This window comes from uncultured Aquabacterium sp., assembly GCF_947366995.1.
GTDB lineage: Bacteria > Pseudomonadota > Gammaproteobacteria > Burkholderiales > Burkholderiaceae_C > Aquabacterium.
Genome location: NZ_CANBCC010000020.1, coordinates 39,439 through 57,942, shown reverse-complemented (window position 1 = coordinate 57,942; position 18,504 = coordinate 39,439). Strand labels below are relative to the sequence as shown.

The following is an 18,504-nucleotide window of genomic DNA, read 5'->3' as shown; positions in this document are numbered from 1 at the left end:
GTTATCCGGTGACTGGAGTTCAGACGTGTGCTCTTCCGATCTCGCCCTGCGCGGCCTGGGCGTCGGCCAACGCCTCCAGCGCTGCGCGTTCGAACACCCGCGGCGACTGGCGCAGGCTGGGCGTGCCCGGGGGCACGAGGCCGTTGGCCAGGGCCAGCGTCGACAGGGCTTCAAGCACCGCGTTCTCGGGCTCGTCGTCGGCGGACTGCAGGTTCAGCAGCCCTTGCGTCAGGCGCAACTGCAATTCGCTGCGCTCGGTGTAGCGCCCCATCCAGAACAGGTTTTCGCCGGTGCGGCTGGCCACGGGGCGCTGCCGCTGCACCAGTTCATCGAGCTTCACGGTGGCGGGCAGCATCGAGAAGGTGTCCACCGGGCCATCGGTCATGACCCAGGTGTCGAGGCTCGATCCACCCAACTGCATGGAGACCGGCCCGGCGTCGCGTGTGGCAATGCGGGTCATGCCCCCGGGCAGCACCTGCCAGCCGCCGCGCCCGTCCGACAGCGCATAGACGCGCAGGGACGCCCCTCGCATCGCCACGCGCCCTTCGCTCCACACGGGCGCCTGGGCATAAGGCACGAAGCGTTGCAGCGTGTAGGCCGCGGGGTCATGGTCAATGCGGCTGCGCCAGGTCTGCAGGGCAGCGGGGGTCAGCGTGGGGCCGGTGATGGCGTCGAAGCTCTGGCGCAGGCGTGGCGAGCCGAAACCCGGTGTGCCCGCATACGGAAAGCTCGGACGAATGACGTGGGCCTGGAGTTCCTCACGGACCCGCTGCCACACCGGGGCTTCGCCACACCACCAGGTGTGCAGCGACGGCAGGGCCAGCGGCTCGCCCAGCAGCCGCTCGGACAGCGCGGGCAGGAAGCCGTGCACGGCCGGCGACTCGAGAAAGCCGGTGCCCAGGGCGTTGGCCAGCACCACCTTGCCGGCGCGCACAGCCTGAAGCAACCCCGGCACACCGAGCGTCGACTCGGACCGCAGCTCCAGCGGGTCGCAAAAGTCGTCGTCGAGGCGGCGCAGCAGGCCGTGGATGGGCTCGAGGCCCTGCACCGTCTTCAGGTAGACGGTGTCGTCGCGCACGACCAGATCCCCGCCCTCTACCAGCGGCAGGCCGAGGTAGCGCGCCAGGTAGGCCTGCTCGAAATAGGTCTCGTTGTAGGGGCCGGGCGTCAGCAACGCCAGCCGCGGTGTGGCGCCGCCGGCGCAACGGCTGGCCAGTTCGGTCACGGTGTCGATCAGGCGACGGTAGCCCGTGGCCAGGTGCTGCACGTTCAGTGCGCGGTAGGCCTCGGGGAACAGACGCGACACGATCAGCCGGTTCTGCATGACGTAGCCAAGGCCCGATGGCGCCTGGGTGCGCTGCGACACCACCCACCAGGCGCCGTCCGGCCCGCGCACCAGGTCGAACGCGACCACATGCAGGTACACATCGCCGACCGGCGAGACCCCTTGCAGGCCGCGAAGGTAGCCCGGATGGCCGAGCACCAGCGCGGGGGGCAGCAACCCCTCCTTCAAGGCAGACTGCGGGCCATAGACGTCGCGCAGGATGTGGTCCAGCAGGCTGGCGCGCTGTGCAATGCCGCGCTCGAGGCCGCGCCATTCGTCGGCGTCGATCAGCAGGGGCAGCGTCTCGAGCGACCAGGGTCGGCTGGGCTCGCCCTGGGCGTTGTAGACGTTGTAGGTGATGCCGTCCTCGTTGATCTGACGGGCCAGCAGGGCCTGGCGGCGGGTCAGGTCATCCAGCGGCGCCCCCAGCTGGTCTGCAAACGTCTGCCAGGCGGGCCGAAGCCCGCCATCCGGCCCGCGCAGTTCGTCGTGATGCCCGCTCTCCACGGCGGCAGCCCGGCGCAGCAGGTCCTCCGCCACGGCAGGAGCAGGGTCGACATCGTCAAAGAGGGGCAGTGAGGAGGGCATGGGCAGGCAGGGGCGCAGCGACCGGTTGGGAAAACCGGCATGTGCATTGTCGACGAAGCAAGCAAGAGGCTTACCACGCGTTCACCCGTGCCGGTGAGACCAGCGCGCGGGAGCGGGTACGGCGCACGGCACCGGGCCCGTTGAAACGCCCGCGTACACTCGCTGGCGACATGCCGGCAAGGGCCACGTCGAGGGCCCGTCACCATGCCAAGGGAAGCCATGAACCGACTCCGCAGCCTGACCCTGTCCGCCACGCTCCTGACCCTCACCCTGCTGGGGGCCTGCGGGCGCGACGAATCCGCCAACCCCGCTGAAAGCGCGTCCGCTGCAGACTCGGCCTCCAGCGCCGGTTCCGCCCGTGCGGCGTTGAGCGTCAACGTCACCTCGCTGGAGGCGGCGTCGTGGCCACGCACGATCAGCGCCGACGGCAGCATTGCGGCGTGGCAGGAGGCCATCATCGGCGCCGAAACCAGCGGCCTGCGACTGCAGCAGGTGCTGGTCAACGTGGGCGACACGGTGCGCCGTGGACAGGTGCTGGCCGAGTTCCGCCAGGACACCGTGCGCGCCGAGGCCGCGGCCACGCGGGCGGCCGTCGCGGAAGCGCAAGCGGCCCTGGCCGAAGCCCAGGCGAATGCCGAACGCGCCCGCCAGCTGCAGCCGCAGGGCTTCATGAGTGCCCAACAGGTGCAGCAGGCCCTCACCGTCGAGCAGACCGCCCGCGCCCGGGTCGAAGCGCAGAAGGCGCGTCTGGCGGTCGACGATCTGCGGCTCAGCCAGACCCGCGTGCTGGCACCGGACGACGGCGTGATCTCGGCCCGCCCGGCCACGGTGGGCAGCGTGGTGCAGCCCGGTCAGGAGCTGTTCCGCCTGATCCGGCAGGGCCGGCTGGAATGGCGCGGCGAAGTGCCCCAGGTCGATCTGGAACGCGTTCAACCCGGTCAGCCCGTGAGCCTGACGCTGACGGGTGGCACGACACTGAACGGCAAGGTGCGCACGGTCGCCCCCACCTTGAACCCGGGCAACCGCCTGGGCCTGGTCTATGTGGACGTGCCCGCGGGCGGGGTCGCACGGGCCGGCATGTTTGCCACGGGGCGGATCGAACTGGGCACCACCCCGGCGCAGACTCTGCCGCAAAGCGCCGTGCTGCTGCGCGAGGGCTTCCACCTCGTCTACACCGTGGGGCCGGGCAACCGGCTGCGCGCCGTGAAGATCGATGTGGGCCGCCGCGTGGGCGACCGCATCGAGGTGCGAGGCGGCCTCAAACCCGAAGACCGCGTGGTCGTGTCGGGCGGCGCCTTTCTCAGCGAGGGCGACCTGGTGAAGGTCGTGGCCAGCGCACCGGCCGCACGCTGAAGGACACCCCATGAGCCTCAACGTCTCGTCCTGGTCGATTCGCAATCCGATCCCGGCCATCCTGCTGTTCATCATGCTCACGCTGGTGGGCCTGATGGGCTTCAGCCGGATGAAGATCCAGAACTTTCCCGACATCGAGCTGCCCTCGGTGGTGGTGACCGCACAGCTGCCCGGCGCCTCGCCTGCCCAACTGGAAACCCAGGTGGCACGCAAGATCGAAAACAGCGTGGCGACCCTGCAAGGCGTCAAGCACATCTACACCACGGTGCAGGACGGACAGGCCACGACCACGGTGGAATTCCGCCTGGAAAAGCCCATTCAGGAGGCCGTGGACGACGTGCGGGATGCCGTGGCACGTGTTCGGGCCGACCTGCCCGCCGAGCTGCGTGATCCGGCCATCTCGAAGATCAACCTCTCCGGCCTGCCCATCCTGACCTTCACCGTGGCCTCGCCGCGCATGGACGACGAAGCGCTGTCCTGGTTCGTGGACCACACGGTCACGCGCCGGCTGCTGTCGGTCAAGGGTGTGGGGGCGGTGTCGCGCGTGGGCGGCGTCACGCGCGAAGTGCGCGTGGAGCTCGACCCCGCACGCCTGCTGGCGCTCAACACCACCGTGGCCGATGTGTCGCGCCAGCTGCGTGCCATCCAGCAGGAGGCTTCGGGCGGCCGGGCCGACATCGGCGGTGCCGAGCAGTCTGTGCGCACCATTGCCACCGTGCAGTCGGCCGAGGAACTGGGCGCCATGTCGATCAGCCTGTCCGACGGCCGCCGCGTGCGGCTCGACACCGTGGCGAGCGTGCGCGACACCGTGGCCGACGCGCGCAGCGCCGCCTTCCTGAACGGCAAGCCCGTGGTCGGCTTTGAAGTGGTGCGCGCGCGCGGCGCGGGCGAGGTCGAGGTGGAAGCCGGCGTGCGCGAGGCGCTGTCCCGACTGCAACAGGAGCACCCCGACATCGCCGTGACCGAGGCCTTCAACTTTGTCGATCCGGTCAAGGAGAACTACACCGGCTCGATGCACCTGCTGTACGAAGGTGCCGCGCTGGCCGTCATCGTGGTGTTCCTCTTCCTGCGCGACTGGCGTGCCACACTCGTGGCGGCCGCCGCCCTTCCCCTGTCGGTGCTACCCACCTTCGGGGTCATGTACCTGTTCGGCTTCACCGTCAACGTCGTGACGCTGCTGTCGCTGTCCATCGTCGTGGGCGTGCTGGTCGATGACGCCATCGTCGAGATCGAGAACATCATGCGCCACCTGCGCATGGGCAAGACGCCCTATCAGGCCGCGATGGAGGCCGCTGACGAAATCGGCCTGGCGGTGATCGCCACGACGTTCACGCTGATTGCCGTCTTCCTGCCCACGGCCTTCATGAGCGGCGTGGCCGGCAAGTTCTTCGTGCAGTTCGGCTGGACGGCCGCCATCGCCGTGTTCTTCTCGTTGGTGGTGGCGCGGATGCTGACGCCGATGATGGCGGCCTACATCCTGAAGCCGCCGCGCCACGCGCACCGCGAGCCCTTCTGGATGGCGCGCTACCTGGGCTGGGCGCGTTGGTGCCTGAAGCACCGCTTGCTGACCGTGCTGCTGACCATCGGGTTTTTCTTCGGAGCCATTTTCATGGGCGGCCGACTGCCCACGGGCTTCCTCCCGCCAGACGACCTCTCACAGACGCAGGTCACGCTGACCTTGCCCCCCGGCAGCACGCTCGCCCAGGCGAAACAACTGGCCGAAGACGCGCGGCGCATCGTGGCGGCCAACGCCAACGTCAAGCTCGTCTACACGGCGATCGGGGCCGGCAAGGCGGGTGGAGACCCCTTCACCTCCGCCGGGGCCACCGAGGTCAGCAAGGCCACCCTCACGGTCAACCTCACGCACCGCAGCGAGCGGCCGGGGCTGACCAAGCAGGACATCGAAGGCCAGATGCGCGAGGCCCTGCAGGCCCTGCCCGGCGCCCGGGTGCGCGTGGGCCTGGGCGGCGCCAACGACAAGTACGTCCTCGTGCTGGCCGGTGAAGACGGCGAGGTGTTGAGCGCCCATGCCGCCAAGGTCGAACGCGAGTTGCGCACACTGCCCGGCATCGGCAACGTCACATCGACGGCCAGCCTCGTGCGACCCGAACTCATCGTGCGGCCCGATTTTGCGCGGGCAGCCGACCTGGGCGTCACGGCCAGCGCCATTGCCGACACGCTGCGCGTGGCCACCGCCGGGGATTACGACCAGAGTCTTTCCAAGCTCAACCTGGCCCAGCGCCAGGTGCCGGTGGTGGTGCGCCTGCCCACCTCGGCCCGCGAGGACATCGAGCTGCTGCGCCGCCTGCCCGTGCCCGGTGCGCAGGGTGCAGTGCCACTCTCGAGTGTCGCCACCATCGCCCTGGCCAGCGGCCCGGCACAGATCGACCGCTACGACCGCCAGCGCAACATCAACTTCGAGATCGAGCTGAACCAGCAGCCACTGGGGGCCGTGGAAGCGGCGGCCCTGGCCCTGCCCAGCCTGCGCAACCTGCCCCCCGGCGTCACGCAGACCACGGTGGGCGATGCCGAAGCCATGGGTGAGCTCTTCGCCAGCTTCGGCTTGGCCATGCTGACCGGCGTGCTGTGCATCTACGTGGTGCTCGTGCTGCTGTTCAAGGACTTCATTCAGCCCGCGACCATCCTCACGGCACTGGTGTTGTCGGTGCCGGGCGCGATCGTCGCGCTGTTCATCACGCAGACGGCGCTGTCCATGCCGTCGATGATCGGCCTGATCATGCTGATGGGCATCGCCACCAAGAACTCGATCCTGCTGGTGGACTACGTGATCCTCGCCCAACGCGAGCAGGGCCTGTCGCGCTTCGAGGCCATTCTCGATGCCTGCCACAAGCGCGCACAGCCGATCATCATGACGACCGTCGCCATGGGGGCCGGCATGATGCCCATTGCGCTGGGCATCGGCGTCGACCCGAGCTTCCGCGCGCCGATGGCCATCGTGGTGATCGGCGGGCTGATCACGTCCACGTTCCTGAGCCTGCTGGTGATCCCGGTGGTGTTCAGCCTGGTGGACGGCGGCATTGCCCGCACGAAGCGGCTGGTGCGCCGCGCACGGGGCTCCGCCGGTGAAGCAGAGCCCCCGCTGCGCGAGGCGAACTGATCAGCCCTGTCGGGCCACCCGCAGATCCAGCGTCAGCGGGTGCTCGATGCCGGGTGGCAGCGGCTTGAGGTTCATCACGCCGGGTGTGTGGCCCATGCGGAAGAAGCGCGCGAGCCGCCGGCTCTCGGCCTCGTAGGCGTTGATCGGGAAGGTGTCGTAATTGCGGCCGCCCGGATGCGCGACGTGGTACTGGCACCCGCCCACCGAACGCTTGAGCCAGGTGTCGACCACGTCGAACACCAGCGGTGCGTCGACGCCGATGGTGGGGTGCAGGCAGGCGGGCGGCTGCCAGGCCCGGTAGCGCACGCCGGCCACGAACTCGCCCACCCGGCCGGTGGGATGCAGCGGCAGGATGTGGCCGTTGACCGTGATGACATGGCGGTTGCCATTGAGCCCCGAGGCCTTGACCTCCAGCCGCTCCAGCGACGAATCCACATAGCGCACGGTGCCCCCGATGGCGCCCTCCTCGCCCATCACGTGCCAGGGCTCGAGCGCCCCACGCAGCGTGAGCTTCACACCCGAGGCCGCGAAGTCGCCGATGAAGGGGAAGCGGAACTCGAAGTGCGGCGCGAACCAGGCCGGGTCGAAGGCATAGCCGGCCATCTCGAGCTCGGCCAGCACATCGGCAAAGTCCTGCTGCACGAAGCTGGGCAGCAGGAAGCGGTCATGCAGGCCCGTGCCCCAGCGCGTCAGGCGCTGCGCGCCGTGGCCCTGATACGGCTCACGCCAGAACCAGGCCACCAGCGCACGCAACAGCAACTGCTGCACCAGGCTCATGCGCGCATGGGGCGGCATCTCGAAGGCGCGCAGCTCCAGCAGCCCCAGCCGGCCGGTGGGGCCGTCGGGCGAATACAGCTTGTCGATGCAGAACTCGCTGCGGTGCGTGTTGCCTGTCGCGTCGATCAGCAGGTTGCGCAGCATGCGGTCGATGAGCCACGGCGGGCACTGGCCCCACACGCCCATCTGGCGCTCGATTTCCTTGAGCCCCACCTCCATCTCGTAGACCTGATCCTGACGGGCCTCGTCGATGCGCGGCGCCTGGCTGGTGGGCCCGATGAACAGGCCCGAGAACAGGTAGGACAGCGACGGGTGGTTGTGCCAGAAGGTCAGCAGTGACGGCAACAGATCGGGCCGACGCAGGAAGGGACTGTCGGCCGGCGTGGCCCCGCCCAGCACGAAGTGATTGCCCCCACCCGTGCCCGTGTGCCGGCCATCGACCATGAACTTCTCGGTCGACAGGCGGGTCTGGTGCGCGGCCTCGTACAGGTACTCGGTGTGGTCCACCAGCTCGGCCCAGTTCGAAGCCGGGTGGATGTTCACCTCGATCACGCCAGGATCGGGCGTGACCTGCAGCACCTTCAGGCGCACATCGCGCGGCGGCGGGTAGCCTTCCAGCACGATCTGCACGCCCTGTTCGGCGGCCGTGGCTTCCACCGCGGCCAGCAGGTCGAGGTAGTCGTCGAGGCTGCTCAGCGGCGGCATGAACACGTACATGACGCCACCGCCCTGTCCCGCCGACTCGACCTTCGGGCCATTGGCGCGGTCGGGGTTGCGCACCTCGACGCACAGCGCCGTGCGCGTGATCCAGTGTGCCGACTCATGGCGGGCGGGCATGCGGGCCGTGTCGCCATCGGGCCCAGTGCTGGAGCCTGCTGCCCCGGTCGCCGGATTGGCCGGTAGATGCCCCCACTCGCCCCCCACGCCGCGCCCGCTTGCCCCCTCGGCAGCCTGCCCCTGAACGGACACCGCCCCGCCCTGCGCAAAGCCGCCGCCCACCTGATGGGCCGCATACTGCGCGCGCAGCGCAGACGCCTCGGCCAGCGGGGCCTTCGGCGCGAACGGATCGTGCGCGTGCACATAGGGGTAGTCGGCCTCGCTTACCCACGGCAGCGAATCCAGCGGCAGGCGGTAGCCCATCGGCGAATCGCCGGGCACCAGGTACATCCGCTCGTCCCGGAAGAACCACGGCCCGGTCACCCATTTCGGGCCCGCCATGCCGACACCTTCGTCGCGCTTGAGCGGCAGGACATAGCCCACGCGGTGGTCCAGTCCCTGGCCGAACACGCGCCGCAAGCGCACGCGCTCCAGTTCATCGTCCAGCCGGGCCTCCAGCGGGTCGACGTTGACCGGGAGACGGCGTTCGCGCCACAGGTAGTACCAGGTGTCCTCGTAGCCGGTCTGGATGTGCGCCGTGCCGACGCCCAGCTTGTTGCTCAACGCCTCGATGAAGCGCTGCGCGTCGTCCGTGGTGTAGCGCGGTGCGTGGCGCTCGTCGGCAAACAGGCTGGCGTCATGCCAGCACGGCTGGCCATCGGCGCGCCAGAAGATGGAGAGCGCCCAGCGCGGCAGTTGCTCGCCCGGATACCACTTGCCCTGCCCGAAATGCAGAAAGCCGCCGTCGCCATACCGGGCGCGCAGCTTGTGCACCAGCTCGGTGGCCAGGCCGCGCTTGGTGGGGCCCAGCGCGTCGGTGTTCCACTCGGCGCCATCGCGGTCATCCACCGACACGAAGGTCGGCTCGCCCCCCATGGTCAGGCGCACATCCCCCTGGCTCAGTTGCTGATCCACTGCCTCTCCCAGCGCGCCAATGGCCGCCCACTGGTCGTCGGTGTAGGGCATCGTCACCCGGGGCGATTCGTAGATGCGGGTGATGGCCATGTGGTGCTCGAACGCAACCTCGCACTCGTCCACCGCGCCGGTGACGGGTGCGGCACCGGAGGGCTCCGGCGTGCAGGCCACCGGGATGTGGCCCTCGCCGGCCAGCAGACCCGAGGTCGGATCCAGCCCGATCCAGCCCGCGCCGGGCAGGAACACCTCGCACCAGGCATGCAGGTCGGTGAAGTCGACTTCGGTGCCCGAGGGACCGTCGAGCGACGCCACATCGGCCTTCAGCTGGATCAGGTAGCCCGACACGAAGCGCGCCGCCAGCCCCATGTGGCGCAAGGCCTGCACCAGCAGCCAGCCCGTGTCGCGGCACGACCCCGATTTCAAGGTCAGCGTCTGCTCGGGCGTCTGCACGCCGGGCTCCATGCGCACTGTGTAGGCAATCTCGCGCTGCAGACGCTGGTTCAGGCCCACCAGGAAGTCGATCGTGCGCACCTCGGTGCGGTCGATGCTGTCGATGAAGGCCTTGAACGCGGGCGTGAGCTCGGCCCGAGCGAGGTAGGGCTGCAGGTCGTGCAGCGAGGCCGCGTCGTACGCGAAGGGAAAGCGCTCGGCGTAGGGCTCGAGGAAAAAGTCGAACGGGTTGTAGACCGCCATCTCGGCGACGAGGTCGACCGTGACCTTGAAGACCTCTGTCTTGTCGGGAAAGACCAGCCGCGCCAGATGATTCGAGAACGGATCCTGCTGCCAGTTGATGAAGTGCGCGGCCGGCTCGACCTTGAGCGTGTACGACAGGATGCGGGTGCGGCAGTGGGGCGCGGGCCTCAAGCGCACGACCTGGGGCGACAGGGTGACCGGGCGGTCGTAGCGGTAGTGGGTGACGTGATTCAGGGCAACGTGGATGGACACACGACTCTCCGTAGGGCCTGCACCCATGGTGCAGAGACCGTGTGACAAGAGCAAGTTGCGGGCCACCAGTTTGGTGCGGTGCACCCCGCCCCACGGGCAGGCTCAGCGGTCGGGGCGCTCGGCGGAGGCCGCCATGGCCTGCGTGCCTTCCACAATCATGCGGACCATGATGACCATCTGCTCGGTTACTTCACGCTGCCGCGCGGGGCTGAGGTCCATCGCCGTCGCGCCCATGGCGAACACCAGCCGGGTGATGGCCTTGGCGGTCAGCGCCGGCTCGTGCAGCCCCGTGCGCCCGGCACGGGCCAGGCGAATCAGGTCCAGCCGGAGTTCTTCCTCAAAAAAATTGAGCTGCCTGTCGACCGCCTGCTTGAAGGCGTCGGAACCCACCGAGCCCTCGCGCAGCAGGATGTGCAGCAGCTTGTCGTCGGCCTGCAGTTGCTCCATGAAGGCCTCGACCGAGCTACGCACCACACTGCCCTCGCGCCGCGCGCGCCGGCGGGCCTCCCCGATGATCTGGCGCAGCGACTCGCCGGCCCGGTCGATCAGGGTCACGGCGAGCTCGTCCACATCGCGGAACTGGCGATAGAAGCTGTTGGGCGCAATGCCCGCCTCGCGCGCCACCTCACGCAGGCTCAAGCTGGACACGCTGCGGTGCGGCCCCAGCAGCTTGAGCGCGGCCGTGATGATGTCCTCGCGTGAAATGACAGCCTTGCGCCCGGGCCCGGCTGGCACCGACGCGACAGAGGCGGCAGCCAGTTCCGAGACAGAAGCGAGACCGGGCACCGGCGAGGAGAGTGTTGTCATGAAGCTGGGTTAGAACTGACCGACATCATACGGGCCCGAATTAATGCACACGTGTATAGACAATTGTTCTGGCGTGCGTATACTCGGTGGCAAGTTCCTGATCTGCGCCCTTTTCGAAAGGCCCTCCGACACCGTGTCTGTCTCCGCTTCCGGCGCACGCGCGCCCTCCACGCTGGGTCGGCTCATCGAGCCGTTCATCGCCCCCGATGTCTTTGACTTCTGGGTGGGTCACCTCAACCCGGCTTGGTCGTGGTCTCGCCCGCTCGCCAAGGTGGTGGAGCGTCGCGTCGAAGCGGCCGACACCGTCACCCTGGTGCTCAAGCCCAACCGCCACGTCGGCCGCTTTCAGCCGGGTCAGCACGTCAACGTCAGTGCCGAGGTCAATGGCCGGCGCACCACGCGCAGCTACAGTCTCACGGGCATCCCGCAACGCAACGGCCGCTTCAGCCTGACCATCAAGCGAGTCGAGGGCGGCAAGCTCAGCACCCACCTGTGCCGCGATGTCCAGGTCGGCGACGTGCTGGAGATCGGCCCGGCTTTCGGCGAGATGACCCTGCCCGCGAAGCCGGAAGGCCGCTGGGTGTTTCTGGCCGCCGGCAGCGGCATCACCCCGCTGATGAGCCTGACGCGGGCTCTGGCCGCACAGAACATGCCGGTCGACACGACCCTGGTCTACTGGGCCAAGACGCGCGCCGAGTTGTGCTTCCTGCTGGAGCTGCAGGGCCTGGCCCGGCGCTTCCCCAATTTCCACCTGCACATCGTGCTGACGCACGAGGCCCAGCTGATTGCCGGCGAACACAGCGGCTTCATCAGCACCGAGCAGCTGACCGAGCTGGCTGGTGACATGTCGGACGCGCAGGTGTACGCCTGCGGCCCGAGCGGCTTCGTCGACACCGCCCGCGCCCTGACCGAAGGCCGTGTGCACCGCTTCCTGGCCGAGGGTTTCACGCCGGCTCAGATCGACACCACCGATGCCACCACCGTGCGCGTGCAGCTCGCCCGCACCGGCCGCACCCTGGAGGTGTCGACCGGGCAATCGCTGCTTGAAGCGCTGGAGGCGCACGGCGTGAACCCGCGGTCAGGCTGCCGCATGGGGGTGTGCCACACCTGCGTGTGCACCAAGCGCGCCGGCACCATTGAAGACATCAACACGAAAGAACAGAGCACCGAGGAAGAAGGCCAGGTCCGCATCTGCGTGAGCCGCGCCCGCACCGACGTCACGCTGGACCTTTGAGGAGCCCACGAGCATGAGCACCGCATCCCTGCACCGCACGCTGAACGCCGAAGAGATCGAGCGCTTCGGTGCCGAAATCGACGCGCTGCGCGCCCGCACCGTGGCCGACCTCGGTGAACGCGACGCCCGCTACATCCGCCGCATCTACAAGGCCGTGCGCTACACCGAAGCGCTGGGCCGCATCCTGCTGATGGCGGCCTTCTTCCTGCCGGAAGGCTGGCTGTTCCCGGCTGCTGCGCTGGGCGCCGTCATCCTCGGCATGTCGAAGATCCTGGACAACATGGAGCTGGGTCACAACGTGATCCACGGCCAGTACGACTGGATGGGTGACGCCCACCTGCAGGGCAAGCACTTCGAGTGGGACATTGCCGGCACCAGCGACAACTGGCGCAAGACCCACAACTTCCGTCACCACACCTACACCAACGTGCACGGGATGGACGAGGACCTCGGCTACGGCGTGCTGCGCCTGTTCCCCGAGCAGAAGTGGCATCCGGCGCGCCTTGGCCAGCCGATCTACGCCATCATCTTCGCGCTGCTGTTCGAATGGGGCGTGGCCATTCAGGATCTGCGCCTGGGCCGCTGGCTGTCGGGCCGTGTGAGCAACAAGCAGATGTACCGCATCGCCCACCCGGCGCTGCTGAAGATGCGCCGCCAGATCATCAAGGACTACCTGGTGTTCCCGCTGCTGGCCGGCCCTGGCTTCCTCACCGTGCTGGCGGGCAACGCAGTTGCCAACGTGATCCGCAGCATCTGGACCTACACCGTCATCTTCTGCGGTCACTTCACGACCAACGTCGAGACCTTCCCCAAGAGCGTGCTGAAGAACGAGACGCGCGCCCACTGGTACCTGCGTCAGGTGCGCGGCTCGTCCAACCTGACGGGTGGCAAGCTGATCGACCTGTGGACAGGCAACCTGAGCCACCAGATCGAGCACCACCTGTTCCCCGACGTGCCGGCCAACCGCTACGCCACCATGGCGGTGGAAGTGAAGGAGATCTGCGCGCGCTATGGCCAGTTCTACAACACCGGCTCGATGGTCAAGCAGTTCAGCCAAGTGATCTGGCGCATCCTGCGGCACTCGTTCCCGAGCTCGCCCGCCCGCGTGCGGCGCTCGGCCCAGCCTGCCGCCTGAGGTTCACCTCCGCAAAAGCAAACCCGCCAACAGGCGGGTTTCTTTTTGGGCAGAACGAACAGCGGTGCGGCGGCGTGAAGCCTCAGGCGCGACTGGCGCCGATCAGGGCCGGGTAGGCCGAGTGGATCACGTACACGGGGATGCGGGCCAGGTAGGCCCCGAAACGCCCCTTGCTTTCGAAGCGGGCCCGGAAGGGCGAGTGCAGGAAAAAGTCACCGAGCTTGGGCACGATGCCGCCTCCGATGTAGACACCGCCTTGTGCCCCCAGCGTGAGCGCCAGGTCGGCCGCGACCGTGCCCATCATGGCGCAGAAGGTGTTGAGCGCCGCCACGCAGTGCGCATCGCTGCCGTCCAGCGCATGCTGGGTCACCTCGGCGGGGCTCAGTGCGCTGGCCTCGGCGCCCGCCAGGTGGCAGTGCGCCTGGTACAGCGCCTGCAGCCCCTGGCCCGACAGCGCGCCGCGCTCGGCCGAGACATGGCCGGGCAGCAGCGCGCGCAAGGCGCTGAGCACCCTGGCCTCTTCCTCGTCGAAGGCGGGCAGCGTCACGTGGCCGCCCTCGCCTTCCAACGGCACCCACCGCCCCGTGCCCGGCACCGGCACCAGGCCCGACACGCCCAGCCCCGTGCCCGCACCCAGCAGCGCCTTGGCCTTGTCCGGCATGGGCTCGGTTCCACCCACCTGCACCAGATCGGAGACCGGCAACCCGGGCAGCGACAGCGCCAGCACGGTGAAGTCGTTGAGGAAGCGGAGCGATTCCAGGCCCAGCGCATCACGCAGCGCGCTGATCGAGAACGCCCAGTGCGCGTTGGTCAGCGCGATGTGGTCACCCAGGATGGGGTTCGCGATGCCGACCACGCCCGAGCGCGGTCGCATCCCGCCGGTGTGCGGCAGCACCTGCGCGAGGTAGTGCTCGATCGCCTGCTGGGGGCCGGCAAAGTCCTTGCACGGCAGGTTGACGATGTGCTCGATGGGGGCATCGGGCGCTTGCTGAAGGGCCAGGCGGGCGTTGGTGCCGCCCACATCGCCGAGCAGACGGGGGTAACTGGCAGACATGATCAGGTTCGGGTCGGAATGGGCAAAGCCGACGTCAGTCGACGTGGAAGACGTGCACGGGCACGCGGTCCTGCTGGAAGACGATGCGGATGGGCAGTTCGGCGATGTCGCCCGCCGTCGCCGCCTGCTCCAGCAAGGCGCGCTTGGCCGCGCCAGTGCAATGGACCACGGCACAGCGCGTGTCGAGCAGGGCCCGGCGTGTGAGGGTCAGGCGCGGCACCGGCACGTTGGGCTGCGCGGGCGCCCCCACCGGCAGCGTCAGCGGCGCGTGAGCGTCGTCCAGCGCGGCATCCAGTTCGGGCGCATGCGGAAACAGCGAGGCCGTGTGCCCATCGCCGCCCATGCCAAAGACCGTGACCTCGGCCGGCCACGGCAGCTCGACCAACTCGTCCTCGATGGCGCGCTGCCCGGCGGCGGGCGACGGCGCCTCGCTGCTCACGGGCACGAACGTGGCAGCCCCGGCCGGCCCTTGCAGCAGATGGGCACGCACCAGCCGGGCGTTGCTGTCGGCATGGTCGTGCGGCACCCATCGGTCGTCGGCCAGGGTCACGACCACGCGAGACCAGTCCAGCGGCAGCTTGCTCAGCGCCTCGAAGAAGGGAACCGGGGTGCTGCCGCCAGACAGCACCAGCAGCACGCGGTCGCGCTCGGCGAGGCCGGCCTGCAGGTGGTCTGCGGTGAAGCGCGCCAGATCGGCCGCCAGGGTGGTGGCGTCGGCAGCGGTGTGGTGATTGAGTTGCATGGTGTCAGGACCCGAGGGTGAAGCGGCGGCCAGATGACGGGCAATCGCGGTGCCCGTCCGCACCGCCACGCTCGGGAATGGGATCAGATTTCTTCATGCCAGGCCAGGCCATCCCATCCCAGCAGGGCACTCGAGGCCGCCGGCCCCCATGTGCCCGCCGTGTAGGCCTTCGGCCGCTCGGTGCAGGCCTTCCAGGCATCCATGATGGGCTCGACCCAGCGCCATGCGGCTTCCTGCTCGTCGCGGCGCACGAACAGCGTCAGGTTGCCACGCATCACATCCATCAGCAAGCGCTCGTAGGCATCCAGCCGGCGCGAGCGGAAGGTCTCGGCAAAGTCCAGGTTCAGGTGCACGGGCTGCAGGTGCATCACGTCACCCGGCTGCTTGGCCAGCAGGTGCAGCTCCACCTTTTCCTCGGGTTGCATGCGGATCACCATGCGGTTGGGATTCAGGCTGTCGGCTGTCTGCCCGAAGATGGAATGCGGCACGCTGCGGAAGTTGACGACGATTTCGGCCACGCGCTGCGGCATGCGCTTGCCGGTGCGCAGGAAGAACGGCACGCCGGCCCAACGCCAGGTGTCGATTTCGGCGCGCAGCGCCACGAAGGTTTCCGTCGTGCTGCCCGGCGGGATGCGATCCTCTTCCAGATAGCCGGGCACCGGCTTGCCGCCGGCCGCCCCGGCACGGTACTGGCCGCGCACGGTCTTCAGGCCGACATCGGCGCCGGCAATGGGTCTGAGGGCCCGCAGGATCTTCAGCTTCTCGTCGCGCACGGCGTCGGCCGAGATCGACGCCGGTGGCTCCATCGCCACGATGCACAGCAGCTGCAGCAGGTGGTTCTGCACCATGTCGCGCATCGCGCCCACCTGGTCATAGAAGTCGCCGCGCGACTCCACGCCCAGTTCCTCGGCCACGGTGATCTGCACGTCGCGCACCGATTCGCGCCGCCACAGCGGCTCGAACAGCGCGTTGCCGAAGCGCAGCGCCAGCAGGTTCTGCACCGGCTCCTTGCCCAGGTAATGGTCGATGCGGTAGATCTGCTGCTCGCCGAAGAAGCCGCCCACCGCATCGTTGATGGCCTGCGATGAGGCCAGGTCATGCCCCAGTGGCTTTTCGAGCACGACGCGGCTGCGCTCGGTGTGCAGCCCGCGCGCAGCCAGCTGCTCGCAGATCGTGGCAAACAGACGCGGCGCCGTTGACAGGTAGAACACGCGCTCCCGCTCGGGCGCAGCCAGCAGCGTCGACGCCAGCCCCTCGTACGAAGTGGCCTCGGTGGCGTCCACACAGGCGTAATCCAGCAACTCGGCGAAGCGGTCCCAGGCAGCGACATCGAATGCCGCGCCCAGGCACGCCGACACGCGCTGCTGGGCAAGCGCACGGAAGGCATCACGGTCCAGCGGCTCGCGCGCCACGCCGATGACACGCAGCCTGGCCGGCAGCAACCCGTCGTGCTGCAGGCGGATCAAGGCCGGCAGCAGTTTGCGCATGGCGAGGTCCCCCGTGCCACCAAAGATGACCAGGTCCAGTTCGGGAGCGGCTTGCAGTCGTGTACCCATGTTTCCTCGGGACGTCGCAGAACAATGTAGTAATACTACTTCAACGGAAGCCACTTAAACGTGAGAGTGCGTTCCGGGTTATCCCTCGCATCAAGGCCAAAGCATCTTTTAAACATCCAGTGTCGGAAGGGTCAGACTGGAAAAGCTATTGAAATTTCGCTACATTCGGTGCTCTGCCAGCCTACGTGTCTTCAACATGGCCACCTCCCCTGCCCCCTTGCACCCGCAACTCCAAGCCGTCACCGACCGCATCCGCGAACGCAGCGCGGCCTCGCGTGCGGCCTACCTCGCCCGCATCGATGCGGCAGGCCAGACGGGCCCGGTCGAGCGCTCGGCCCTGGGTTGCACCAACCTCGCCCACGCCTACGCGGCCGCACCGGCCGGCGACAAGATCTGGCTGCGCGAACAACGCAGCCCCAACCTCGCCATCGTGTCGGCCTACAACGACATGCTGTCGGCCCACCAGCCGCTGGCCGAGTTCCCGGAGTGGATCAAGCAGGCCGCCCGCGAGGTGGGTGCCACGGCGCAGTTCGCTGGCGGCGTGCCTGCCATGTGCGACGGCGTCACACAGGGCAAGGCCGGCATGGAACTGTCGCTCTTTTCGCGCGACGTGATCGCCATGTCCACGGCCATCGCGTTGTCTCACAACATGTTCGATGCGACCCTGTGTCTGGGCGTGTGCGACAAGATCGTGCCTGGCCTGCTGATCGGCGCACTGAGCTTCGGCCACCTGCCCACGGTGTTCGTGCCGGCCGGCCCCATGACGACCGGCCTGAGCAACGACGACAAGGCCAAGGTGCGCCAGCGCTTTGCCGCTGGCGAGGTGGGCCAGGACGAGCTGCTTGAGGCCGAGGAAAAGGCCTATCACGGCCCAGGCACCTGCACGTTCTACGGCACGGCCAACAGCAATCAGATGCTGATGGAGATCATGGGCCTGCACCTGCCCGGCTCGGCCTTTGTGCACCCGCACAGCGCACTGCGCGCCGCGCTGACCCGAGAAGCCGCTCGCCAGGCTGCGCGCCTCACGCGCCTGGGCAGCCAGTACACCCCTGTGGGCCACGTCATCGACGAACGCGCCGTCGTCAACGGGCTGGTCGGGCTGATGGCCACCGGCGGGTCCACCAACCACACGCTGCATCTGGTGGCCATGGCGCGTGCGGCCGGCATCGTCATCGACTGGGATGACTTCGATGCGATCTCCACCATCACCCCGCTGCTGGCCCGCGTCTACCCCAACGGCAAGGCCGATGTGAACCACTTTCACGCGGCAGGGGGCATGGCCTTCCTGATCCGCGAACTGCTGGATGCCGGCCTGCTGCACGAAGACGTGAAGACCGTCGCTGGCGGCACCGAAGGCCTGCGCGCCTACACCCGCCTGCCACAACTGGACGGCGACCATCTGGTGTGGGTGGACGCGCCCGCACAGAGCGGCGACGCCAGCGTGGTCAGCACCGTCAGCGCCCCCTTCTCGCCCGATGGCGGCCTGCGCGTGCTCAAGGGCAACCTGGGTCGCTCGGTCATCAAGGTCTCGGCGGTCAAGCCCGAGAACCGCCTGGTGGAAGCACCTGCCGTGCTCTTCAACGACCAGAGCGAACTCATTGCCGCCTACAAGCGCGGCGAGCTGAACCGCGACTTCGTGGCTGTGGTGCGCTTCCAGGGCCCGCGGGCCAACGGCATGCCCGAACTCCACTCGCTGACACCCACACTGGCCAACCTGCAGGACAAGGGCTTCAAGGTCGCCCTGGTGACCGACGGGCGCATGTCCGGTGCCTCTGGCAAGGTGCCTGCTGCCATCCACATGACGCCGGAAGTGACGGCGGGCGGCCCGCTGGGCAAGGTGCGCGCAGGTGACCTGATTCGGCTGGACGCCGACGCCGGCACACTCGAGGCCCTCGTGCCTGCAGCCGAATGGGCCCAACGCACGGTGGACACGGCCGATCTGTCCGCCAACTGGGCGGGCACAGGCCGCGAGCTGTTCGGGGGCTTCCGTCAGGCCATCACCGGCGCAGAACAGGGCGCGATGAGCTTCGGCGGTTTCTGACACGCCACGCGCACTCGCTCACTCACTGATCCTCTCCAA

Annotated in this window: 10 protein-coding genes; 5 read left to right on the top strand and 5 right to left on the bottom strand. The window is 68.4% G+C overall.

Annotated features, from left to right (window positions below):
* The first annotated feature begins 2,131 nt into the window (after nucleotides 1-2,131).
* Entirely contained in the window at nucleotides 2,132-3,265 is a 1,134-nt protein-coding gene (locus tag Q0Z44_RS07775; protein WP_298011592.1) for an efflux RND transporter periplasmic adaptor subunit, read from the top strand.
* A 10-nt stretch (nucleotides 3,266-3,275) separates the two neighbouring features.
* A complete protein-coding gene (locus tag Q0Z44_RS07770) occupies nucleotides 3,276-6,383 on the top strand; it encodes an efflux RND transporter permease subunit (RefSeq protein WP_298011590.1) in 3,108 nt (1,035 codons plus the stop codon).
* Here Q0Z44_RS07770 and Q0Z44_RS07765 read toward each other — a convergent pair whose 3' ends face one another.
* Together Q0Z44_RS07765 and fabR are read right to left on the bottom strand one after the other, a co-directional pair.
* Nucleotides 6,384-9,896 carry a transglutaminase family protein gene (locus Q0Z44_RS07765; protein WP_298011588.1) on the bottom strand — a complete coding sequence of 1,171 codons (3,513 nt, stop codon included), beginning with the start codon at nucleotides 9,894-9,896 and terminating at the stop codon, nucleotides 6,384-6,386.
* A gap of 102 nt (nucleotides 9,897-9,998) precedes the next feature.
* On the bottom strand, nucleotides 9,999-10,703 hold the full coding sequence (fabR, locus tag Q0Z44_RS07760; RefSeq protein WP_298011587.1) for an HTH-type transcriptional repressor FabR: 705 nt from the start codon (nucleotides 10,701-10,703) through the stop codon (nucleotides 9,999-10,001).
* A 133-nt stretch (nucleotides 10,704-10,836) separates the two neighbouring features.
* Here fabR and Q0Z44_RS07755 point away from each other — a divergent pair, with 133 nt between their 5' ends.
* Entirely contained in the window at nucleotides 10,837-11,937 is a 1,101-nt protein-coding gene (locus tag Q0Z44_RS07755) for a ferredoxin reductase (RefSeq protein WP_298011586.1), read from the top strand.
* Between the two features lie 13 nt (nucleotides 11,938-11,950).
* The gene (locus tag Q0Z44_RS07750) at nucleotides 11,951-13,072 is read left to right on the top strand and encodes an acyl-CoA desaturase (RefSeq protein WP_298011585.1); all 1,122 of its coding nucleotides are present in this window, start codon (nucleotides 11,951-11,953) and stop codon (nucleotides 13,070-13,072) included.
* 82 nt (nucleotides 13,073-13,154) lie between these two features.
* Here the strand turns inward: Q0Z44_RS07750 and Q0Z44_RS07745 are convergent, their stop codons facing one another.
* The 3 genes from Q0Z44_RS07745 to zwf form a co-directional block, all read right to left on the bottom strand.
* Complete coding sequence (locus Q0Z44_RS07745; protein ID WP_298011584.1) at nucleotides 13,155-14,126, bottom strand: glucokinase; 972 nt, start codon at nucleotides 14,124-14,126, stop codon at nucleotides 13,155-13,157.
* Between the two features lie 34 nt (nucleotides 14,127-14,160).
* Nucleotides 14,161-14,868, bottom strand: coding sequence for a 6-phosphogluconolactonase (gene pgl / locus Q0Z44_RS07740; protein WP_298011583.1), 708 nt, complete (start codon nucleotides 14,866-14,868; stop codon nucleotides 14,161-14,163).
* A gap of 83 nt (nucleotides 14,869-14,951) precedes the next feature.
* Nucleotides 14,952-16,424, bottom strand: a complete 1,473-nt coding sequence (gene zwf, locus Q0Z44_RS07735) for a glucose-6-phosphate dehydrogenase (RefSeq protein WP_298011582.1) — start codon at nucleotides 16,422-16,424, stop codon at nucleotides 14,952-14,954.
* Between the two features lie 196 nt (nucleotides 16,425-16,620).
* On the opposite strand from zwf, the gene edd reads away from it, so the two are divergent.
* Complete coding sequence (gene edd / locus Q0Z44_RS07730; RefSeq protein WP_298011581.1) at nucleotides 16,621-18,465, top strand: phosphogluconate dehydratase; 1,845 nt, start codon at nucleotides 16,621-16,623, stop codon at nucleotides 18,463-18,465.
* Nucleotides 18,466-18,504: the final 39 nt, after the last annotated feature.